The organism is Ruminococcus sp. AF17-1AC (assembly GCF_003461385.1).
Classification (GTDB): Bacteria; Bacillota; Clostridia; order Oscillospirales; family Ruminococcaceae; genus Hominimerdicola; species Hominimerdicola aceti.
Map to the genome: position 1 here is coordinate 117,151 of NZ_QTWZ01000002.1, position 22,554 is coordinate 139,704.

Sequence of the window (22,554 nt, forward strand, 5' to 3'; positions counted from 1 at the left end):
TCATATCAGTATTTCCATTTCTCCGAGCAAAGCTGCATCTCAACCATGTGCTTGTAGATACCGTTGGTCTTTTTAAGCGCCTCAGGCGAGCCTGTCTCAGCCACCTTGCCGTCTTTAAGCACAACTATCTTGTCCACATCGTCAACAGTTCTCATTCTGTGTGCTATTATAAGCACAGTCTTGTTCTGTATAAGCTTTGCGATAGACTCCTGTATAAGCGACTCGTTGTCAACGTCCAGAGAAGCCGTAGCCTCGTCCATAAGAATGATAGGAGCGTCCTTTAGAAATGCCCTCGCTATGGATATACGCTGTCTTTCACCGCCCGAAAGCTCCGAGCCGTTCTCTCCTATCATGCTGTTCCACTTGTCAGGCATCCTCTCAACAAAATCCTCGCAGTGTGCAAGCCTTGCCGCCGCCATAACCTCCTCGTCCGTTGCGTCCTTTCTGCCTATCCTGATATTCTCCATAACAGTGTTGTTAAACAGCGTTACATCTTGGAAAACGATAGAGTAAAGTGACAAAAGCTTCTCAGGGTCAACGTCTGCAACATTCATTCCGCCAACAGTTATCTTGCCCTTGTCATTATCCCAAAATCTTGCCGCAAGCCTTGCAACAGTGGTCTTTCCTCCGCCAGACGGACCAATAAGTGCTGTTATCTCACCCTGCTTTGCAGTGAAGCTTACATCAGAAAGCACCTGCTCTTCACTCTTGTATGAAAAAGCAACATGATCGAATATGATATCATAACCCTTGTTGTCAAGCTTATCACTGCCCGACTGCTCCTCGTGCGAAAGTATCTCGTCCATACGATTGCAGTTTGCGTCAAGGCTTATTATAGCAGCCAAATTCTGAAGCGCTATCTGAAGCGGCTCATACATTCTTGTTACCACCAGCAGGAACATAAAGAACGTCAGCACCGTTATCTCACCCTTTACAAGAAGCGAGCTTCCCACAACAGCCACAGTTCCAATACCGAGCTTTAGTATCATCTGTGCTGAGCATACGAATACCGCATTTGCAAACTCCGCCACGATAGCGTGCTTTTCCACAGCCTTTATCTTCTTTTCAAGCCCCTCAGAGTATTTCTCTGTCATGTTGTATGAACGCAGGTCACGGAGAGTTTCAAGCCCCTCCTGAATGCCGTCAATGCAATCTATACGATATTTCATCGTCTTTTCGTGTATCCTTGACATAACCTTCTTTGAAGAAATAACTATCATAAATGCTACCGGCATTACCCAAACTGAAGCAAGAGCCATTCTCCAGTCAAAGAAAAACAAGCTTATAACAATGATAGTAGTGGAGGCGATACCGCCCACAAGCTCAGGTATCCAATGCGAAGAGCCTGTTTCTATCATTGCACAGTCCGTCATGATAGTGTTAGTAAGGTCGGCAAGGTCTTTCTTGCCAAAGTATGAAAGGGGTATCTTCCTGAGCTTTTCCGCAAGCGTCCTTCGTCTTACACCGCTTTCAACATATGTAGAGTAAAACGTGGACTTATACTGAAACAGCGTTGTAAGGGCAATAAGCAAAAGCACTCCCGCTATCGTCCCCATAAAAAGCCAGAACTTATCTCTTGGAAGCTCTCCCTCAAGAAGATATGAGGAAAGCACATATAAAAGCCCCACAGGGAGCATAAGCACAAGGTTAGCAAGCGTAACAGCAATAAACGCCCTTATCATGCCTTTTGCACCCTTGTCTGAAAGGGCATATTTGTGTTTTAATTTTTCCGTGAAGCTCATAATCAAACCCCTGCCTTTCTGACCTGCCAGCTTACAGACCTGTTGTATTCGTTCCACATACGGCTGTAGATCCCGCCCTGCTCTATAAGCTCCTCATGCTTTCCGCTCTCTGCTATCCTGCCCTCAGACAGAACGTAAATGCGGTCTGCATTTGTTACCGTTGAAAGCCTGTGTGCTATCATTATAACTGTCTTGTCTTTTGAAAGCCTCTCAAAAGCCTGCTGAACAGACCTCTCGTTGTCAGGGTCGGCAAAAGCCGTCGCCTCATCAAGTATAAGCACAGGCGCATTTTTCAAAAGCGCCCTTGCAATAGAAAGCCTCTGACACTCGCCCCCCGAAACGTATATGCCCTTTGAGCCGATCATAGTATCAACACCCTCAGGGAACTTCTCGATTATATCCATGCACTGTGCGTCACGAAGCGCCTGCATAACTTCCTCGTCCGTGGCGTCAGGTCTGCCCATTCGCACGTTGTCGAGAATACTCATTTTAAGAAGCTTGCTGTCCTGGAAAACATATGAAACATACTTCATAAGCTCCTCTGACGGAATGTTTCTCACGTCTGCCCCTCCTATCTTTATAGAGCCGCTCTTTACGTCCCAGAAACGTGCGATAAGCGAACAAAGGGTGGTCTTTCCTCCCCCTGAGGGACCTACTACCGCAATATGCTCTCCTGCCTTTATGTTCATGGTTATTCCGTCAACAGCGTTGCTCTCTGCTTTGTCATAAGCAAACACCGCATTGTCAAGCTGGATAGATGAGTCCTTTGGAGTTTCACCGCTCTTTGTCTCAGCAAGCGGCTCAGTTTCAAGAATAGAATACATTCTGTTCACAGCGTCGTCCACCAACATCTGTGACTCTCCTGCATATGCTATCTTCATAAGTGTTACAGTAAGAATAGAAGTTATTATCACATAAAAGAAAAGATTAAGAACAAACTCGTCCGTAACTCCATGGGAAGTGAGTTTGAAAGCCGCAATTATAAGCGCCGCAAAAATGCCGTTTGCCGCAGTGGTGAAGCATATCATAGGAAGCATCATGTTCTTTGTGTATCCAAGAGTCCACTTTTCATATTCGTCAATAGCAAGCTTGAAACGCTTGAAAGAAAATATCGTCTGACCAAAGGTTTTTACAACAGGTATTCCACGAACATACTCCACCGCCTCAGAGGACATTTTTTCAAGTGCATTCTGATACTGCTTCATATCCTCCGCCATTTTAGGACCCATCATAAGCGTGCCCATAAGCACAAATGCGATGAACGCAGGGATAAGGCTAATAAGTCCAAGCCGCCAGTCGAATATGAACATCATAACAAGCAGACCCACAGGGGTCGCCATTGAAACAGCCTTGTCGGGAAAATTGTGGGCAAGATAGGTTTCCGTTGACGCACTTGAATCCATAACTATCTTTCTTATCTTTCCTGTTCCCTCAGCTTCAACATAACCAAGTGGAAGCTTCATAATATGCTTCATCATGCTCACTCTCATGTTAGCCTGCACCCTGAACGCTGCCTTGTGAGAACACATTAGCGCAGCGATATATATAACCATTCCAAGAAGTGCAAAGCCCACAGCCTCCCAGCCGTATCGGCTTATGTTCTCCGCCTTTGAAAAATCAGGTCTTACCCTGAGTATCTCTTTTATGATGCGCCAAACATCATAAAACGGTATCAGTGCTATCCATGCACTTATTACAGCAAGAACAGCAGAAGCGTAGGAATAATACTTATGTCCGCCTGCATAGTGCATAAGAACTGCAAAGGAACTTTTCTTTTTCTCTTTCTTTTTCACAACAATACCTCCTGTTTGTTTATAAAGTTAGATTAAACTAACCTATTGCCATTTAAAAAGCAACACCCTATATGGGGTTGCTGAAAATGTTAAAAGAATAAAATGATTTTGACGGTTTATTTGTAAGGGAGCGGCTCAACGTTTCTTAAACAGCTCCAAACATAGCTATAGCGGGCGAACACTGTTTGCCCCTACAAGTGCATATCATCACAGGTCTGCCCCAAGAACCTTCCCCCAGCCTGCGAAGCAGAACTCTCTTATGCTTTTCATAAAGATCTGCGCCTCATCATAAGAAAGATCATGAGATACCACCTCGTAAATATAAGACCAGCCTGTTCGGCAGATAACGTGTATAAAGAAGCCGCTCACCATGTTTTCACGCCTTGAAAACTGCTTTACAAACTCCCTGTAATACTTTTCCTCTATCTCAGCAAGCTCGTCAAAATAATACTCATACTCCGTTCCTGCCGAGTGGCAGAAGATAAGCTTGAAAACGTCAAAGTTTTCATAAATATATTTCAGCACAAGCTCAGTTCCCTCATTGCCCTGACTTGTCGCCTCCGCAGGGTCGCCGCTCTCCCTTGCAGCGGTTATGCTTTCAAGATACAACTCCATAAGTCCGTCTGCAGCCGGCTTTACTACCGCCGAAAAAAAGTCCAGCCTTGTCCCCAAAGCGTGTATATATAGACCCCGTACTTACTCCGCTCTCAGAAGAGATCCTGCGAAGATTTGCATTTTGAAAGCCGTGTTCAAGAAATTCTTTTTTTGCACTCTCTATAAGAGTTTCTGTAACTCCTGCTGTTTCCGTTCTCATTTTGCACCTGCCTGAAAATAACCATGTTATAATAACATCGTTATTATAACATGGTTATTTAAACTTGTCAAGTTTTTTTCTTAAAACAGCTCAAAATCTTGTAATAATATCATTTTCATGATATAATTTTATCATATGAATAAACGACAGGAAATGATAAAAATGAACGCCATAAAAAAAGCCTTTAACTTCGCTAAAAAAGAAACCGTCCTGATAGTGGCAATGCTCTTAGCCGTTATATCTGCATTTTTCGTCACACCTGACAAAGCATATGCAAGTTATATCGACTTCCGAACGCTTGGACTTCTGTTCTCTCTTATGACAGTGACCGAGGGCTGCAAAGGTCTTGGCATTTTTGAACGCAGTGCAAAATTCATCATAAGCAAAGTCAATACCGCATTTCAGCTTTCCATAGTGCTTGTGGGGCTTTGCTTCTTTTCAAGTATGTTCATAACAAATGACGTTTCACTTCTGACCTTTGTTCCCCTCACTCTCACCGCCCTATCAACTCTCGGTGAAGCAGGCAACAAGCTTCTCATACCCATTGTCGTTCTGCAGACCATTGCCGCAAATCTTGGCAGTATGCTCACGCCTATAGGCAATCCTCAGAATCTATACCTTTTTGGTGTATCAGATATGAAGCTGGAAGATTTTCTTGTACTTATGCTTCCCTTTACTATTGTGGCAGGAGCGATGCTTTTTCTGTGGACGCTTGCAGTGTGTAAAAAATCAGGAAACCTGTCTGTCAAGACAGATATAACTGCTGAAAACTTCGATACATATTCGACTAAAGACAAGACAAAGCTTTCAGGATACGTACTGCTTTTTGTCCTTTGCCTGCTTACAGTTGCAAGGCTTATCCCATGGCAGATAACAACCCTCTGCGCACTTGCTTTCTCTGCCATTGCTGACAGAAACGTGCTTAAAACAGTTGATTACTCACTGCTTCTTACATTCTGCGGATTTTTCATCTTTATCGGAAATATGGGCAGAGTAGAGTTTTTCCGCAGTGTACTCAGCAGCATAATAAACGGTCACGAGCTTTTTATTGCCGTTGTCGCAAGTCAGATAATAAGCAACGTTCCATGCGCTATACTCCTTTCAGGCTTCACCAACAAGCTAAACGCACTTATAATAGGAACGAACATAGGCGGCCTTGGCACTCTTATCGCCTCCATGGCTAGCCTTATATCCTACAAGCAGATATGCCGCAGCCACCCCCATATCAAAGGCAGATATTTCGCATATTTCACAGCCGCAAATATCGCTTTTCTCGCTGTAATGGCTCTGACTGTAAAGATCGCATACTGAAATAAGTTTTCTATACCCTGCCCACTTTATCTGCATAACATTTTCGCTAAATGCCCACACTATCCGCAGGAGGTGTTTTTATGCTTGAATTTTTTGCAGGAACGCTGGTAGGCGGTTTTGTGGGCGTTGTGACAATGTGCCTTTGTATCACCGCAGGCGAAAGCGACCGTCACGATGAACGATGATGTTTTACACAGGTAAGCTTCGTGATTTTCACCAAAAAAGCTGCCGCAAAATTTCCCTTTGCGGTGGCTTTTTTTATGCCTGTCCGTATTGACAAATACTCCGCTTTGTACTATAATAGTATCATTGTACTTTAGCAAGTAAAAACACAAAAGCATAAAAGCTTTAAAGTGACACATGAAGTAAAAGGAGTGTATTGGATTGACAGCAAGGTGGATAGTATTGGTATTATACCTTGCACTTATGATAGGCATAGGTGTTTATTACCGCAGAAAATCGGCAAGCGTCAATGATTTTGTACTGGGAGGAAGAGGTCTTGGAGCATGGTTCACAGCCTTTGCATATGGAACTTCATACTTCTCGGCAGTAATTTTTGTAGGCTACGCAGGAAAATTCGGCTGGAATTACGGTGTGGCTTCCACATGGGTAGGAATTGGAAACGCCGTCATAGGCTCATGGCTTGCATGGAAAGTTTTGGGCAGACGTACAAGGATAATGTCAAAGCACCTTGAGGCAAAGACCATGCCTGAGTATTTTGAAAAGAGATACAACAGCAAGCCTTTGAAGATAGTTTCGGCACTTATCGTGTTCGTATTCCTTATCCCTTATACGGCTTCGGTCTACAACGGCTTGTCAAGACTTTTTGAGAAGGGCTTTGGCATTCCTTACAAATATTGTATAATCGGCATGGCAGTTTTCACTGCGGTGTATGTCATCATGGGTGGCTACAAAGCTACAGCACTGAACGATTTTATTCAGGGAATAGTAATGCTTGTAGGCATTGCGGCAGTAGTGCTTGCAGTGCTTGGCGAAAACGGTGGTCTTGGAAATTCTCTTGACCTGCTTGGCGATATTTCTGACGCAAATGGCGATAAGGGTGCATATTCGTCACTATTCGGCCCTGATCCTATAAACCTTGCAGGCGTTGTTATTCTTACCTCTCTCGGCACATGGGGACTTCCGCAAATGGTGCAGAAATTCTATGCAATAAAAGACGACAAGGCTATCAAAACAGGAACTATAGTATCAACATTTTTTGCAGTAGTGGTAGCAGGCGGCTGTTACTTCCTTGGTGGCTTCGGCAGACTTTTTGTCAAGAGCGCTGACGGACTTCCTGAGGGCGGTTTTGACGGAATAGTTCCGACTATGATGGAAAAGCTTCCTTCACTGCTTTTCGGACTTGTTATCGTTCTTGTGCTTTCGGCTTCAATGTCAACGCTTTCATCACTGGTGCTTACATCAAGCTCCACTTTGACTATCGACCTTATCAAGCCTATAATGAAAGAAAAAATGGACGAGAAAAAACAGCTTATCACAATGAGAATTTTCATTGCCGTATTTCTTATCATCTCAGTTGTGCTTGCAATAATCACCCTTGAAAATCCACAGACAGTAATTTCAACTCTCATGTCTATCTCATGGGGCGCACTTGCAGGAGCATTCCTTGCGCCGTTTATGTACGGACTTTTCTGGAAGGGCGTAACAAAGTCAGCCTGCATGGCAAGCTTTATCGCAGGAGTAGGCATAACAGTAATACACATGGCATACTACACCCTTGCAGGACACACAGGAACACTTTGGGGCATAAACCTTGCCTCGCCTATCAACGCAGGCGCATTTGCAATGCTTTTCGGACTTGTTCTTGTACCTATCGTTAGCCTTATCACAAGGCAGAGCGACGCTGACAAGGCTCATGCTGAAAAGGTGTTTGAGTGTTATAATGACAGCGAGATATGATCTCATATCGCTTACATAATTGAAACGCAGGCAGGGACGGACTTTGTTCGTTCCTGTTTTTTAGGGGGATAATGCCACTTGCATCAATTATGCACAATTTTTGCACATATGATTTGTGTAAACAAATGATTTATATTTTAATTTGGTAACATTTCTGCAATTGTTGCATTTTTTATGCAACAAAACACCCCTTTTTCGTGTATAAGTAGAAAGCGTTTTGACACTTGCGGGCACGTACAAGCCCTGTGACTTAGTGAAACCGAAGGGAGTTTCTGGAGCAGGCTGTAGAGTACTTGTGTCAGAACGTGGGCGTGCATTTGATATTTTGTGTATGCAAAACCTAGGGCATTATACTCGGTGACACACCCCGAACGTAACTTGAAAATCAAATATAAAAAGGTGGCTAAAATGCACTCAGCTTTGATTTTATCACGCACCATGACGATGCAAACAAAAATTTCCACAAAACACCGTTCAACACCTGAACGCATTTTATGGAAATTTGCTGCACTGTAATTGACTTATAGGGCATTTTATGATAAAATATTGAAGATAAGTTACAAAAACAACATGACAATTATGCAAGGGGGGAAGAAAAATGTCGATACTTTTATTGCCGTTCAAGATAGTTTTCCTGATAGTTGCGTTTATACTAAAGGGTGTTCTATACTTGCTTGCGTTTATTCTGAACTTTATTTCTGAGGTCTTAGTCGCTTTGCAATACATACTTGGAAGTGTCTTTGTATTGGTGGCTATCGGAGGTACTATCGTACTTGTCAGAAACATTCAGAATGGCTCTCTTACAGGCCTGCAAGGCGGTGTATTGATAGGCTTTTTATGGCTCATATCCATGGCTTTCAGCATGATGTTCTATTTAAGCAGTGCAGCGGCTGACCTTTTTGAAAGCATTGGCGATTGGTTAGGGGACACGGCTTTGGGATTTTTCTACTAAAAATCTAATAATCAAAACAAAAAAGACGCCGCCAAAAAGGCAGCGTCAGATCATTCACATTTTCTTTCGGCAAACGCCTAGCCAGGTTGAGGTTTCACTGTGCAACCCCTCCCGAAAGCTCAACCAAACAACGCTCTTGGCACGCCCCTTGGTATCATCGCTTAACAGAACTGCCACGACTATCAAGTTTACGTCAGTTCTGACCGAAAACTCCTGTTTTCTGACAACGTTTCGTTGCTGATATCATTATATCCAATTTTTTTAATAATGTCAAGTATATATCAAAAAAACGCTCTGATAATTCAGGGCGGTCTTTTTCATAGCAGGGCTGATTTTTATAGTCGCTGCGGTCGACCAACTTTCATGCAGAGGGCGTTTTGCCTTTGCACATTGCATACTATACTTTCAAGCAGCAGTGAACTTCACAGTTTCGGATACACGTCACCATTTCTAATGCGTCCCTCAAGTGTCAGCCACACTAAGAAAAGCTACGGATAGATCTTCTCAATACTATTATAATCAATTCAACGGTAAATGTCAAGTCTTGACACTAAAAAAGACCTATGCCAAAGCACAAGTCCCATTAGTCACATTTTTCTTTCAACTTGTTAGTCTATTCGAGTCAAGGCTGATATGCAACCTTCCGTTAGGCTCCATAGCGTACTCACTCGAATAAACAGCCACTTCATCACTTGACGATCTGCCACGGCTACCAAGTTTCGTCAGATCGTTCGACAGCTCTCGCTGTCTGCTCAACAGTTTTTCTGTTGCTGGTATTATTATATTCGATTTTTGCAAAATTGTCAAGGTTTTCTCTATAGGTCTTGACATTTGCCACAGAATGGGCTATACTGTTATCAGAGCCGACGAATGTGTTCTCTAGGGGCAATTGTAGCCCGACAGAATGAAGCATTTTGTCGGCTCTTTTTTTCATTTTGATACAAGCAAAAAGTTCCATAAAACACCGTTCAACACCTGAACGCATTTTATGGAACTTTTTTCAGATTATAAATTTCTTCGCCTTGTTTACAATACTGCGGTCGTTTTCGTAAGACAGGACCTGTCCTGCCCTGCCGATCTCGACCCAGCGTATGTCTGCGATCTCCTCTTCCTGAGGAGTGTAGTCGGTGTTCTTTGCTTTGCCGATAAAGTAGACAACGATCTTCTGCGTGTCCTTCCTTGGTGAATAGGACACTATCTCCCGAAACGTTGTATCGAGATTTACGTCTATCCCCGTTTCCTCCATGATCTCACGCTTGGCAGTTTCTTCCTCTGTTTCATCGCCCTCAACGTGACCCTTTGGGAATGACCAATGACCGCTGTTGATATGCTTTATCAGCAGTATCTCGGTGTTTCCGTGATACTTTCTGTAAACGATAGCACCGCAGGATTTTTCATGCAGCATCATTTTTCCTTTCCGGAGCTTAGCCCCAATATTTACTCATTGATTTAATTATATCACAACAGCCCTCATTTGTCTATACCCTTTAATAAATATACTCCCATTTTGTGCATATTCCACAAATCAGGTAAAATAAAAAAAGCCGTGCAAAAGCACAGCTTTTTGAAACAGTCAAAGATTATTCCTCGACCTTGTTCTCGATATACTTAACGATATCGCCAACAGTCTTGATGTTCTCGACCTCTTCATCAGGGATCTCTACATCAAAGCTCTCCTCGATGCTCATTACAAGGTCAACTACGTCCAGTGAGTCAGCGCCGAGATCATCTGTGATAGAAGCCTCCATAGTTACTGCGTCCTCTTCAACGTCGAGCTGCTCTACGATAATGTCCTTGATCTTATCAAATACCATTACTTTACCTCCATTCTGTACTTTACTGGGTCTGCCGCTCAGCGCAGCATTTATGTCAGCCGCCGCCGCTCATAAGTCGGCAAATCATTCGGCATGATCATCAAAAAAACTCATTCCTGCGAACTTTCCTCAAACTCGCCCACAGTCCTAAACTTATTATACCGCCCCTCAAGCAATTCGTCAAGACCTTTTTGCAATTTTCTTTTCAAAGCGCCCTCGATATAGTCAGAGATATTCTCCGCAGTGAGCTGTGGGTCGTTATGTGCGCCGCCGTCGGCTTCGGAAATTATATGGTCGCACACGCCAAGTCTTGTAAGATCCTCGGCGGTTATCTTCATTATATCGCAGGCTTCACGCTCTCTTGTGGAATCCTTCCACAGGATACTTGCAAAGCCTCTCGGTGATATTACCGAATAGATAGCGTTTTCAAGCATTGCAAGCTCATCGCACACTGCAAGAGCCAGCGCTCCTCCCGAGCCGCCCTCTCCGAGTATTATGGAGATAACAGGAGTCTTGAGGGTCATGAACTCCATGATGTTTTTGGCTATCGCTTCGCCCTGACCACGCTTCTCAGCTTCTACGCCGCAGAATGCGCCTGCTGTATCAACAAGGCATATAACAGGTCTATGGAACTTCTCAGCCTGCCTTGCAAGCCTGAGAGCCTTTCTATAGCCCTCCGGGTGTGGCATACCGAAATTGCACTTCTGATTTTCTGCAAGATCTCTGCCCTTTACCTCTGCGATAACTGTAACAGGTATGCCCTTAAAATAGGCTATGCCGCCCATAACAGCACCGTCATCACCAAAAAGTCTGTCTCCGTGCATCTCAAAGAAATCGTCGAATATAAGAGGGATATAGTCCTTGGCAGTAGGTCTGCCCTTGTGTCTGATTATATCAAGTCTTTGACAAGCTGTCAGCTCACTCATTTGAGGACACCTCCTTTACTGGCTTATGAAGTCTGAGTATATGAGCGAGAACTCTTCTCATTTTCTTTCGCTCAACTATCATATCCACAAAGCCGTTTTCAAGCATGAACTCGGCAGACTGGAAATCGTCAGGAAGCTTCTGCTTGATAGTACCCTCTATAACACGTCTGCCTGCAAATCCGATAAGCACCTTTGGCTCTGCAATTATGATATCGCCCAGTGACGCAAAGGAAGCTGTTACTCCGCCCGTGGTAGGGTCGGTCATAACTGCGATATAAAGCAGACCTGCTTGGTTATGTCTGGCCACAGCACCGCTTGTTTTCGCCATTTGCATAAGGGAAACTATACCCTCCTGCATTCTTGCTCCGCCTGAAGCTGTGAATGCGATAACAGGGAGCTTATTTGCGGTGGCGTATTCGATAGCTCGTGTTATCTTTTCGCCCACAACACTGCCCATGGAAGCCATCATATAGTTGGAATCCATAACGATTATAACTATCTTCTCTCCTCTTATGGCAGCCTTTCCTGTGATAACGGCGTCTTTAAGACCGGTCTTTTCTCTCAAAGCCTGCTGTTTTGCTTCATAGTCAGGGAAATCTATAGGATTTTTTGATACCATATCCTTATCAAATTCCTCAAAGCTACCCTTATCTATGGTGATATCAAGACGTTCTTTAGCGGTAAGTCTTGAATGATAGTTACAGTGAGGACAAACCTTTCCGTTTGCCTGAAACTCCTCCATAAAAGTGACGTTTCTGCATCTTGGACACTTGAAAAGCAGACCCTTTGGGATATCGGTCTTTTTCTTGTCATCGTCCGCCTTATCGCCGTTAAATCTTACTTTAACGACAGAAAACAGATCTTCAAGCATTATTCCTTACTCCTCTCATCTGCCAAAATGTCGGTACGGTTAAGAAAACCGTTATCGTAATTGCCCTCTAAAAACTCCGGGCGTCTTATAAGCTTGAGCTGGAAATCAACATTGGTTGCAACGCCGTCTACGATAAACTCAGACAGCGCCCATGTCATTTTTGCAATAGCTTCTTCTCTATTCTTACCGTGAACAATGAGCTTGCCTATCATGGAATCGTAATAAGGCGGTATCTCATAGCCCTGATAAACTGCGGTATCTACTCTTATTCCTGGTCCTCCGGGGATAAAGAGCGACTTTATCCTGCCCGGTGACGGTCTGAAATCAAGAAGCGGATTTTCCGCATTTATACGGCACTCTATTGCATGACCTGTCAGCTTTATATCCTCCTGCTTTATGGACAATCTCTGTCCTGATGCGATAAGGAGCTGTTGCTTTACAAGGTCAACGCCTGTGACAGCCTCTGTGATAGGGTGCTCCACCTGTATACGGGTGTTCATTTCCATGAAATAGAACTCGCCGTTTTTATCCACGAGGAACTCAATAGTGCCTGCGTTCCTATAGCCGCAGACCTTAGCGGCTGTACAAGCGGCTTTGCCCATTTTCGCACGAAGCTCCTCATTCATAAAGCTTGCAGGGGAAGGGGCTTCCTCGAGGACTTTCTGATTTCTTCTCTGCATGGAGCAGTCACGCTCACCCAGATAGATAACGTCGCCGTAATTATCCGCAAGTATCTGTATCTCGATATGCTTAGGGTCTTCTATGAATTTCTCAATATAGATCTCATCATTGCCGAAGCAGGCAAGAGCTTCCTGCTTTGCGGCGGTCATCTGCGCTTCAAGCTCATCGTCGGAGTGAACGATCCTTATACCACGTCCTCCGCCGCCTGCTGAAGCCTTTACCATAACAGGGTAGCCAAGATCTCTTGCAAGGGTATGCGCCGCATGGATATTGGAGATAGCGCCGTCTGAACCCATTATAACAGGCACACCTGCTTCTTTCATTGTTTCCTTTGCCTGCGCTTTATCGCCAAGCATTTCAATAGACTCGGCTCTTGGTCCTATGAAAGTTATGCCGCACTTTTCGCACATTCTTGCAAAGGACGGATTTTCAGACAGAAAGCCAAAGCCCGGGTGGATAGCGTCTGCACCTGTTATCTCGCAGGCGGAGATTATCGCCCTGACATTAAGATAACTGTCCTTGCTTGGTGCAGGACCTATGCAGACTGCCTCGTCTGCTATCTGAGCATGGAGAGCGTTTCTGTCGGCGGTTGAATATACCGCAACAGTATGTATGCCAAGCTCTCGGCAGGCTCTTATAATGCGGACAGCGATCTCGCCTCTGTTCGCTATCAATACTTTTTTGAACATATTATGCCTCACTAATTATGACTAGAATAAGAGATACCTTACTTTATCGCAAAAGTTATCTCAGCGGAAACAGCCTTCTTGCCGTTTACAGAAGCAAGTGCCTTTCCAACGCCGATAGGACCCTTGACTTTGATTATCTCCACCTCGATATCCAACTTATCACCAGGCACTACCTGCTGACGGAACTTACAGTTGTTTATGCCGCCGAACAGACCTATCTTGCCCTTGTTCTCAGGAAGTGAAAGCAGTGCAACTGCACCTGCCTGCGCACACATCTCTACCATAAGTACACCCGGGGTAACAGGATAGTTCGGAAAATGTCCCTTGAACCAAAAGTCCTCAGCCTTTATATACTTTGTAGCCTTTACACGCTTGCCCACTTCAAGCTCGTTTACCTCGTCAATAAGCAGAAAAGGGTCACGGTGAGGGATTATTTCCATGATCTGCTCTTTATTCAAAACAACTGCCATTGTCTTTCCTCCAAATCAGTTTAGTCAAGTATCATTATGGTCTGATCGAACTCAACAGCGTCGCCGCTGTTTACGCATATCTCTCTTACCACGCCGTCAAATTCGCTCTGTACTTCGCTCATTACCTTCATGGACTCGATAATGAAGATAGTGTCGCCCTTCTTTATCTTGTCGCCAACGCTTACGAACGGCTTTGAATCAGGTGACGGAGCGGCATAGAATGTTCCCACGATAGGGGCTTTAACTGCCTTGCCGCCTGTTACCGGCGCTGATGTTGCCGATGCTTCCGGTGCTGTCTGGGCAGCAGGTAAAGCTGTGCCTACAGCCATTGGCATAGGCATTCCCATTGGTGCAGGAGGAGGGCATTTCTTGCCCTTTACTGTTATCACCTTGTCGCCGTCAGCTATTGTTATCTCACCGAGGTCTTTATTCTTCACGATATCGGCAAGCTTCTCTATTGTTTCAAGGTCAAACTGACCATAAATTTTTTCGCTCATATCAGTTTCTCCTTATCAGTCGCACTTCTTGATACAGATAGTAGCGTTATGTCCGCCAAAGCCCAGAGAGTTTGAAAGTGCTGCATAGACAGGCATTTCTCTGTTGCCCTCAACGCAGTAGTCAAGGTCGCACTCAGGGTCAGGAGTGGTGTAGTTTATTGTCTTATGAACAAAGTCGTTCTGTACAGAAAGTGCAGTAACGATAGCTTCCATGCCGCCTGCCGCACCAAGAAGGTGACCTGTCATAGACTTTGTGGAGTTTATGACCGTCTTTCTTGCGGCTTCTTCGCCAAGAGCAAGCTTGATAGCTGTTGTTTCATACTTATCGTTAAGACCTGTTGATGTGCCGTGAGCGTTGATGTAGTTCACCTGCTCAGGCTTCAGACCTGCTTCTTCATAGGCATACTTCATTGCATGGGCGGCAGCTTCGCCTGTTGGTGAAGGGCTTGTCATGTGATAAGCGTCGCCTGTTGCGCCATAGCCTGCTATTTCAGCTATGATATTTGCACCTCTTGCTTTAGCGTGCTCATACTCCTCAAGGCAAAGTATGCCTGCACCCTCGCCAAGTACAAAGCCCTGTCTGTTCAGGTCGAATGGAGTTGAAGCCTTGTCAAGCTCTGTTGCCTTTGAGAGAGCCTTCATATTGTTGAAGCCGCTGAGTGCGAAATGAGAGATACAAGCCTCTGAGCCACCGCAAAGGCAAACGTCAAGATAGCCGTCCTTTATTTTTCTGAAAGCTTCGCCGATAGCGTGAGTACCTGAAGCGCAAGCTGTGGTGGTACAGAAATTATCGCCCTTAAAGCCTGTATGCATTGCAACAGTACCAGCCGCCATATTGCCTATCATCATAGGGATAAAGAAAACCGATACCTTATCAGGTTTTTCGTTGAACTTTGTTACTTCCTTTTCGGTCATGTTAAGGCCGCCGATACCAACACCGATTATAACGCCAGCCTTAAATGGATCAACGTCCTTGAAATCAGAGCCGGCCATTTTAAGAGCCTGCTTTGCAGAGCAAACAGCGAACTGAGTAAATCTATCCATTCTCTTTGCTTCTTTTTTATCTATATACTCAGTGCAGTCAAAATCCTTGACAGCGCCGACTATCTTTACAGGAAAATTTTCGGTATCAAACTGGTCAACATAAGACAGGCCGTTCTTGTTAGCCTTGATATTAGCCCAAAATTCCTCTACGTTCTTGCCAAGAGGGTTTACTGTACCCATACCTGTGATAACAACTCTTCTCATTTAAACACTCCTTAGTATCATTTAAAACATATCAAATCTACATGGCATAAAAATAGTCGCCATTAAACCGAAACGCACGACGTAAGATGCCCGTCACGGTGAGTGGCTACATCATAAGTCCGCCGCTTATTTCTATTACCTGTCCTGTAACGTAGCTTGCGTCCTTGGAAGCAAGGAAGGATACAACGCCTGCTATCTCGTCAACTTCGCCGTAACGCTTCATTGCTATCTGATTTATCATAGCCTGCTTCTGAGCGTCTGTGAGCTTGTCTGTCATAGGGGTCTTGATAAATCCGGGGGCTACAGCATTGCAGGTGATACCTCTTGAGCCAAGCTCCTTTGCAACTGTCTTTGTCATGCCGACGATAGCTGCCTTTGTTGCGGAATAGTTTATCTGTCCAGGGTTGCCGTAAAGTCCTGCAACGGAAGCAAGATTTATTATTTTGCCTGACTTCTGTCGCATCATAACGCTGCCCACAAATTTTGACATATTGAACACGCTCTTCTGGTTTACAGCAACTACCATATCGTACTGCTCCTCGCTCATACGAGCCATAAGACCGTCACGAGTGATTCCTGCGTTGTTTACGAGCACGTCGATAGTGCCGAAACGAGCCTTTACTGCCTTGACTGTTTCCTCTACCTGTGCATAGCTTGAAACGTCGCAGATGAACTTTTCACACTCTACGCCCTCTGCCTTTATCTTATCCATTATATCGTTATCTTCAAACATTGCCTCAGAGATGTCGTTGAGAGCAATATTATAGCCGTCCTTTGCAAGTCTGAGTGCTATCGCTGCACCTATTCCTCTTGCAGAACCTGTTATCAATGCTGTTGCCATTTTATTTTCCTCCTGTTATTTCTGCATGATGTAAATGATATCTCTGAGAGTATCATAATCTATCATATCTTTGTAAATGGTCTGTTTTCTTCCGTTCGGTAAAAGTACCTTCATTCCATTTTTATTTTCCTTAAGCAAGGTCAGCTCCTTTACCTCATATACTAATATCCTGCTGTTTTCGATCTCCCCGTCAAGAAGCTTTTTCAACGTATAATGGTCGCTTAAAAATCCCATTGCGTCGTCCTGTGCTTTCATAATGCTTCTCATGCCGTGATTTGAAGTATTAGAATGCGAATGCGGTACAGCTGCACCTATACTATAAAGCGTCCCTTTATAATACGCATAGCAGGTAAAATGCCTCATATGTTTTGCCGATGCTTTTGCGGCAGCTATACTGATGTATACAACGCACAGTAAAAATACTATAAACACAGCAGCTGCTGCCATTTCTGTTTCCTGTGAAGTGACCTTTCTGACCGCATCACGGTTTGCTGCTGAATCTTTTCCAATAAAAATAAATAATGGTATCGTTGAAAGTATCAGCACTAAAAGTGCAGGTATCATTCTGACAAGCACACTTTTACCGATCTCACTTCTCGAAGCCGGCGGATATTGAAATAACTTTATCATATTATTAGTTTATTTGTTCAACAGCTCTTCAGCCTGTGCAAACATTTCTTCTATCATATCCTTTGCAGGCTCGACCTTCTTTACCATGCCTGCGATCGCTCCGCAGAGGAAAGAACCCTCCTCAAGGTTGCCGTCCTGAACTGCTTTTCTCAGTGAGCCGAGAGTGATCTCCTCAAACTCCTCAGGTGTGATTGTGCCGTTTGCTTCGCCGCTTGCAAGCTTCTTTGAGAACTTTGTCTTTACGTTTCTGCATGGGTGACCTGTATATCTGCCTGTTACGATACTGTCTGTATCCTTTGCCTTTACAACAAGCTCCTTATAAACAGGGTTTATCTGACACTCCTCTGCGGCAAGGAAACGTGTGCCGAGCTGTACGCCCTCTGCGCCAAGCATGAATGAAGCGGCTATTCCTCTGCCGTCTGCTATTCCGCCTGCGGCGATAACAGGTATCTCAACTGCGTCAACTACCTGTGGTACAAGACACATGGTTGTGTTCTCACCGATATGTCCGCCAGACTCTGTTCCCTCTGCAATAACAGCGTCAGCGCCTGCTCTTTCCATTCTCTTTGCAAGAGCAACTGACGGAACGACAGGTATCACCTTTATGCCTGCTTCTTTCCATGCAGCCATATACTTGCCGGGGTTGCCTGCACCTGTTGTTACGACAGGTACGCCCTCGTCTATAACGAGCTGAGCGAGGTCGTCGGCATTAGGGCTCATGAGCATGATATTAACGCCGAAAGGCTTGCCGTTTACAGCCGCCTTTGTCTGTCTTATCTGATCTCTCAGGTAGTCGATAGGTGCAGAGCCGCCAGCGATTATGCCAAGTCCGCCTGCGTTTGAAACTGCGGAAGCGAGAGTATGCTCAGCTATCCAAGCCATACCGCCCTGAAAGATTGGGTATTTTATACCCAAAAGTTCAGTTATTCTTGTCTTTGTAGTAGTCATAGTAGTTCTCCTTATTGTCAAAAGCAAATTTTATGCCATAATACATAATAACAATTTATTATGTACCGAATATAAACTGTATATTTATTATCAATACTCGAAAACAGCCGCACCATAAGTAAGTCCACCGCCGAAGCCTACAAGACAAACCTTGTCGCCTCTTTTTATCCTGCCTTCTGCAACTGCGTCGCAAAATGCGATAGGGATAGATGCGGAAGATGTGTTTCCATAGCGGTCGATATATACCGGGAACTTGTCCATTGAAACGCCAAGGTGCTTTGCGGCAGTTTCGATTATTCTTATATTTGCCTGATGCGGCACTATCCAATCAAGGTCATCAGGGGAAATTTCGATCTTTGCACAAGCCTGCTCAACTGCATTTGGAAGTGCCTTTGTGGCAAACTTATAGACCTCTTTGCCGTCCTGCTTGAAGAAATAATCCTTTGTTTCAGGCATATCCATATCAAATTCCTCGCTATTGGTTCTGAAAGCGTTCTCAGACTTCAAAGCACGGGAAGCAAGATACTTTGCACCGTTTCCGTCTGCGCCAAGGAAACTTGAATATGTAGTATCCTCTGCTGTTTCAAGGACGAAAGCGGCTGCGCCGTCACCGAAAAGCACGCAGGAAGAACGGTCGGTATAATCAACGAATTTTGAAAGTTCCTCAGAAGCCACCAAAAGAACGGTCTTTATTCCGTCGCCTGTCTGGAGATATCTCTTTGCGGTATCAAAGCCGTAAACAAAGCCCGCACAAGCAGCGTTAAGGTCAAATGCGATACAGCCTATCGCACCTATCTCTCTCTGGATAAGGCAGGAAAGTGACGGAGTGAAATAATCCCCTGTTACTGTTGTGGCAATAATAAGGTCGATATCCTCTGCCTTTACTCCTGCGTCAGCCATTGCAGCCTTTGCCGCCATTGCTCCAAGATAGTATGTAGGCTCGCCATTTGTGATGTGTCTTTGCTTAATGCCTGTTCTCTGAGTTATCCACTCGTCGCTTGTTTCAACGATCTTTGTGAAATCCTCGTTTGTTGCGACCATTTCAGGCACATATTTGCCTATGCCCTTGATCTTTACGCCTGTTACTTTACTTCCCACTGATTTTTCCTCCTGAAAATTCTATATTATATATTGTATATTTCCGCAATTTGTGCTATAATGTTCTTGTTCCTATGGAGCAAATCAAAATATATTATATCAAAATATAATTAGTTAATTTTTTAACTATATAACACATATCATAACATTATAATTATAAACTGTTTTTTTAGATACGTCAATAACAAATTATGAACAACTCTTGATGAATTTAAACATTTAGAGAATTTTTCACAAGTTTTAGGGCGTTAGTTAATATTATGTGTCCATTTTTGAAAATATCTTGCAAAAATTAAATCATAAAACAATAATTTAATGGAGATAGCTTTCAGAAATTTACATATATGAGATAAGGCGTCTTTGATATTATCAGGCGGCTATGTATAAATTTAACCACAAAGGAGTAAAATTTTATGTCAAAAAATATTTTTTTGTTTTCAGGTCAAGGCTCACAGTATGTAGGAATGGCTAAGGAGCTTTGCGAAAAGTATGATGCTGCAAATGCGGTTTTCGACACAGCGGAAAAGGTGCTGGGATATGACCTGAGAGCGGTAACATTTGACGGCCCTGACACTGAGCTTAACAAGACAGTGAACTCACAGCCTGCTATAATGGCTTGCTCGCTTGCCGCTTTTGAAGCCGCAAAGGCTGAGGGCATCACATTTGACGGCGTAGCAGGTCACTCACTGGGCGAATATGCTGCTATGGTAGCCGCAGGCGTTGTGACTATTGAGGACGGTTTCGAGCTCATCAAGGCGAGAGCGGCTGCAATGCAGAAAGCCGCAGAGGCTAACAGTGGCTCAATGTATGCTATAATCGGTCTGCCTGCTGAAGAGGTCGAGAAGATATGCGAGGAAACAGAGGGCTATGTTGTTCCTGTAAACTACAACTCAGCCGTTCAGACTGTTATCGCTGGTGATACTGCGGCTTGCGAGGCGGCTGCGGCAAAGTTTGCGGAGATGAAGAAAAAGGCTATAAAGCTCAATGTTGCGTCTGCTTTCCACTCAAAGCTCATGCAGAGTGCGGCTGATGAATTTATTGAAACTGCAAAGACAGTTGAGTTCAAGACTGCAAACGTTGATTTCTACTCAAACGTCCTTGGAACAAAGCTTGAAGACTTTTCTGCTATGCCTGATATGCTTGCCAAGCACATCGTTTCACCCGTTAAGTTCACTTCTGAGCTTGCAGAAATGGAAAAGGCAGGCTATGAGAACTTTATCGAGCTTGGTCCTAACAAGGTGCTTACTGGTCTTGTAAAGAAAACTCTCAAGGGCAAGAACGCTGTGAACATTGAGAACAATGCCACAATGGAAAAGGCTCTTGCTTCTCTGAGCTAAAATATCGAGGGGAGAAAAATGAAAAAGGCTATGAAAAGGGCTTTGCTGTTGGCATTGGCGGTGGCAATGCTTGTCTGTCTGAGTGCCTGTGGAAAATGTGCGTGGGAGATAAAGATAAACGGCAAGGATATACAGATACCATGCACTCTGGACGATATTGGCGAGGAATATGAATACACGCTGGATTATCCTTTTTCGGGGAACTCAAACGGCAAGGGGATATTCTCGGTGGCTCTTATGCAGGACGGCAGTATAATAGGCACTGTTAAGGTAGAAGCGGACAGTGTTGACGATATTGACAGGAAGTCGAAGATACGTCAGATAAGTGCGGCGCAAAGCAGTTCCGATAAAAAGGGAATGAGCATTGCAGGGGTAAAATGCGGTGATGACAAGACGGAAGTCAAAAAAGTTTTCGGTGAGCCTGACAGTCCTGACGCAGACGCATGGAAATACAAGAAAAGGGGCTTTTTAGCGACTTTCTTTTTTGATGATGACGGCAAGGTGACAATGCTGAGCATATCAGACATTGACGATGAAGATACCTGATAAAAGGCGGTGTATAAAATGAAACGCAATGACTACATATCATGGGACGAATATTTTATGGGCATTTCACTGCTATCTGCACAGAGGAGCAAGGATTCTCACACGCAGGTAGGGGCGTGCATAGTTTCTCAGGACAACAAGATATTGTCGGTAGGCTACAATGGTATGCCTACCGGGTGTTCTGATGATGAGATGCCGTGGGACAGGAACGGAGAGTTTCTTGACACGAAATATCCATTTGTGTGTCATGCCGAGCTTAACGCCATTCTCAACCATGCGGCAGGAAGCTTACAGAATGCCAAGATATATGTTTCACTTTTTCCATGCAACGAATGTGCAAAGGCTATCATTCAAAGCGGCATAAAGGAAGTCGTTTACTGGGAGGACAAATACGCCGACACTGACGGAGTTAAGGCTTCTAAGAAAATGTTTGAGCTGACGGGGGTAAAGATACGCAGGTATGTGCCTACTAACAGGGAGATAACTATTAAGCTGTAGGAACGTTCGCCCCTACGGATATACATTATTAATATGCAGAAATTTTTTATAAGAAGGAATGTAAAATGTCAAGAAAATACGCTATACTTGGAGAAACGCTTAAGCACACTATGTCGCCTCCTATACACGCCAGGCTCTTTGAGCTGAAAGGACGTGAGTTTGAGTATGAGATACTTGAAGTAAAGCCTGAGGAGCTTAAAGACAAGGCGGAATATCTTAATTCTCTTAACGGCTACAACATCACTATCCCTCACAAGATAGGCATTATCGACTACACTGATGAGCTTGACCAGTCGGCAAAGCGTTATCACTCTGTGAACTGCGTTGACAACAAAAACGGCAGGCACGTTGGTTACAACACTGACTGCGACGGCTTTCTCAGAACTGTTCGTGCCATGAATATCGACTTCACAGGAAAGATACTGCTTATAGGCTGCGGCGGAGTAGGCAGAATGATGGCAATTGAGGCGGCTCTTGCCGGGGCTGACCTTTACATTGCGGTACTGGAGAGCGATATGCCTTTGGCTAAGCAGGTAGAGAAAGAGATAAAGGCTATGAAGTCTGACGCTAGGATAACTATTGTTCTAAACACTGAGATACCGACCGACGTTCACTACGAGCTGCTTATGAACGCTTGCCCTGCGGGAATGTATCCTAAGACAAACGCCTGCCCTGTTCCTGATGAAGTTATAAAGGCGAGCGGTGCGGTATTTGACGTTATATACAATCCTCGTGAGACTTTGCTCATGCAGAAAGCCAAGGCTATGGGCAAGAACGCTGTCGGAGGCATGGCAATGCTTGTATGGCAGGCTGTTTCCGCTCACGAGATATGGGACGGCGACGAATACACAGACGAGGAAGTTCAGTCTATCATAGACGAAATGGAGATCGCTGTGGAGAAGGATTTTAAGTAAAATACATTATAATA

At 44.3% G+C, this 22,554-nt stretch carries 25 protein-coding genes; 8 read left to right on the plus strand and 17 right to left on the minus strand.

Annotated features, from left to right (window positions below):
- Window positions 1–5: 5 nt before the first annotated feature.
- The 4 genes from DWW81_RS02290 to DWW81_RS13510 form a co-directional block, all read right to left on the minus strand.
- Entirely contained in the window at window positions 6–1,742 is a 1,737-nt protein-coding gene (locus tag DWW81_RS02290; protein ID WP_117897211.1) for an ABC transporter ATP-binding protein, read from the minus strand.
- A gap of 2 nt (window positions 1,743–1,744) precedes the next feature.
- Window positions 1,745–3,493 (minus strand): ABC transporter ATP-binding protein, encoded by a 1,749-nt coding sequence (locus DWW81_RS02295; RefSeq protein WP_117897231.1) that lies wholly within the window; start codon window positions 3,491–3,493, stop codon window positions 1,745–1,747.
- Between the two features lie 249 nt (window positions 3,494–3,742).
- Entirely contained in the window at window positions 3,743–4,150 is a 408-nt protein-coding gene (locus DWW81_RS02300; protein WP_242989581.1) for a hypothetical protein, read from the minus strand.
- Window positions 4,134–4,349: a TetR/AcrR family transcriptional regulator gene (locus DWW81_RS13510; RefSeq protein WP_242989580.1), complete on the minus strand. Its 216-nt coding sequence runs from the start codon at window positions 4,347–4,349 to the stop codon at window positions 4,134–4,136. The genes DWW81_RS02300 and DWW81_RS13510 overlap by 17 nt, the downstream gene beginning before the upstream one ends.
- Window positions 4,350–4,484: 135 nt before the next feature.
- On the opposite strand from DWW81_RS13510, the gene DWW81_RS02305 reads away from it, so the two are divergent.
- From DWW81_RS02305 to DWW81_RS02320, 4 genes are all read left to right on the plus strand, one after another.
- Window positions 4,485–5,660 (plus strand): SLC13 family permease, encoded by a 1,176-nt coding sequence (locus DWW81_RS02305; RefSeq protein ID WP_243004727.1) that lies wholly within the window; start codon window positions 4,485–4,487, stop codon window positions 5,658–5,660.
- A gap of 80 nt (window positions 5,661–5,740) precedes the next feature.
- Entirely contained in the window at window positions 5,741–5,845 is a 105-nt protein-coding gene (locus DWW81_RS02310; RefSeq protein WP_022288118.1) for a DUF3789 domain-containing protein, read from the plus strand.
- Between the two features lie 241 nt (window positions 5,846–6,086).
- Window positions 6,087–7,580, plus strand: coding sequence for a sodium/solute symporter (locus DWW81_RS02315; RefSeq protein ID WP_117897230.1), 1,494 nt, complete (start codon window positions 6,087–6,089; stop codon window positions 7,578–7,580).
- 598 nt (window positions 7,581–8,178) lie between these two features.
- Window positions 8,179–8,532, plus strand: a complete 354-nt coding sequence (locus DWW81_RS02320) for a hypothetical protein (RefSeq protein ID WP_117897209.1) — start codon at window positions 8,179–8,181, stop codon at window positions 8,530–8,532.
- A gap of 709 nt (window positions 8,533–9,241) precedes the next feature.
- On the opposite strand, the gene DWW81_RS02325 is transcribed toward DWW81_RS02320, so the two are convergent.
- The 13 genes from DWW81_RS02325 to DWW81_RS02385 all read right to left on the minus strand — a co-directional run bounded on the left by DWW81_RS02325 (window position 9,242) and on the right by DWW81_RS02385 (window position 19,245).
- Window positions 9,242–9,466 (minus strand): hypothetical protein, encoded by a 225-nt coding sequence (locus DWW81_RS02325; RefSeq protein ID WP_181982947.1) that lies wholly within the window; start codon window positions 9,464–9,466, stop codon window positions 9,242–9,244.
- A 66-nt stretch (window positions 9,467–9,532) separates the two neighbouring features.
- Window positions 9,533–9,937, minus strand: a complete 405-nt coding sequence (locus DWW81_RS02330; RefSeq protein WP_046439839.1) for an NUDIX domain-containing protein — start codon at window positions 9,935–9,937, stop codon at window positions 9,533–9,535.
- A gap of 175 nt (window positions 9,938–10,112) precedes the next feature.
- Window positions 10,113–10,346, minus strand: a complete 234-nt coding sequence (locus DWW81_RS02335; RefSeq protein WP_022288121.1) for an acyl carrier protein — start codon at window positions 10,344–10,346, stop codon at window positions 10,113–10,115.
- A 110-nt stretch (window positions 10,347–10,456) separates the two neighbouring features.
- Window positions 10,457–11,272: an acetyl-CoA carboxylase carboxyltransferase subunit alpha gene (locus tag DWW81_RS02340; protein WP_022288122.1), complete on the minus strand. Its 816-nt coding sequence runs from the start codon at window positions 11,270–11,272 to the stop codon at window positions 10,457–10,459.
- On the minus strand, window positions 11,265–12,143 hold the full coding sequence (accD, locus tag DWW81_RS02345) for an acetyl-CoA carboxylase, carboxyltransferase subunit beta (RefSeq protein ID WP_117897207.1): 879 nt from the start codon (window positions 12,141–12,143) through the stop codon (window positions 11,265–11,267). The genes DWW81_RS02340 and accD overlap by 8 nt, the downstream gene beginning before the upstream one ends.
- Entirely contained in the window at window positions 12,143–13,513 is a 1,371-nt protein-coding gene (locus tag DWW81_RS02350; RefSeq protein ID WP_038672424.1) for an acetyl-CoA carboxylase biotin carboxylase subunit, read from the minus strand. The genes accD and DWW81_RS02350 overlap by 1 nt, the downstream gene beginning before the upstream one ends.
- Before the next feature lie 38 nt (window positions 13,514–13,551).
- Window positions 13,552–13,983 (minus strand): 3-hydroxyacyl-ACP dehydratase FabZ, encoded by a 432-nt coding sequence (gene fabZ, locus DWW81_RS02355; protein ID WP_022288125.1) that lies wholly within the window; start codon window positions 13,981–13,983, stop codon window positions 13,552–13,554.
- Window positions 13,984–14,003: 20 nt separating this feature from the next.
- A complete protein-coding gene (gene accB, locus DWW81_RS02360; RefSeq protein WP_038672426.1) occupies window positions 14,004–14,480 on the minus strand; it encodes an acetyl-CoA carboxylase biotin carboxyl carrier protein in 477 nt (158 codons plus the stop codon).
- Window positions 14,481–14,495: 15 nt separating this feature from the next.
- Entirely contained in the window at window positions 14,496–15,728 is a 1,233-nt protein-coding gene (gene fabF, locus DWW81_RS02365) for a beta-ketoacyl-ACP synthase II (protein ID WP_117891419.1), read from the minus strand.
- A 106-nt stretch (window positions 15,729–15,834) separates the two neighbouring features.
- Complete coding sequence (gene fabG, locus DWW81_RS02370) at window positions 15,835–16,569, minus strand: 3-oxoacyl-[acyl-carrier-protein] reductase (protein ID WP_038672431.1); 735 nt, start codon at window positions 16,567–16,569, stop codon at window positions 15,835–15,837.
- Between the two features lie 15 nt (window positions 16,570–16,584).
- Entirely contained in the window at window positions 16,585–17,199 is a 615-nt protein-coding gene (locus DWW81_RS13380; RefSeq protein WP_117897206.1) for a hypothetical protein, read from the minus strand.
- A gap of 9 nt (window positions 17,200–17,208) precedes the next feature.
- Window positions 17,209–18,147: an enoyl-[acyl-carrier-protein] reductase FabK gene (gene fabK, locus DWW81_RS02380; RefSeq protein ID WP_117877015.1), complete on the minus strand. Its 939-nt coding sequence runs from the start codon at window positions 18,145–18,147 to the stop codon at window positions 17,209–17,211.
- A 90-nt stretch (window positions 18,148–18,237) separates the two neighbouring features.
- Entirely contained in the window at window positions 18,238–19,245 is a 1,008-nt protein-coding gene (locus DWW81_RS02385) for a beta-ketoacyl-ACP synthase III (protein ID WP_038672435.1), read from the minus strand.
- 413 nt (window positions 19,246–19,658) lie between these two features.
- Between DWW81_RS02385 and fabD the strand changes: the two genes are divergently transcribed.
- From fabD to DWW81_RS02405, 4 genes are all read left to right on the plus strand, one after another.
- Window positions 19,659–20,582 (plus strand): ACP S-malonyltransferase, encoded by a 924-nt coding sequence (fabD, locus tag DWW81_RS02390; protein ID WP_117897205.1) that lies wholly within the window; start codon window positions 19,659–19,661, stop codon window positions 20,580–20,582.
- 18 nt (window positions 20,583–20,600) lie between these two features.
- A complete protein-coding gene (locus tag DWW81_RS02395) occupies window positions 20,601–21,128 on the plus strand; it encodes a hypothetical protein (protein WP_117897204.1) in 528 nt (175 codons plus the stop codon).
- 18 nt (window positions 21,129–21,146) lie between these two features.
- A complete protein-coding gene (locus tag DWW81_RS02400) occupies window positions 21,147–21,626 on the plus strand; it encodes a dCMP deaminase family protein (protein WP_117897203.1) in 480 nt (159 codons plus the stop codon).
- 65 nt (window positions 21,627–21,691) lie between these two features.
- Window positions 21,692–22,540, plus strand: a complete 849-nt coding sequence (locus DWW81_RS02405) for a shikimate dehydrogenase (RefSeq protein ID WP_117897202.1) — start codon at window positions 21,692–21,694, stop codon at window positions 22,538–22,540.
- The last annotated feature ends 14 nt before the right edge of the window (window positions 22,541–22,554 follow it).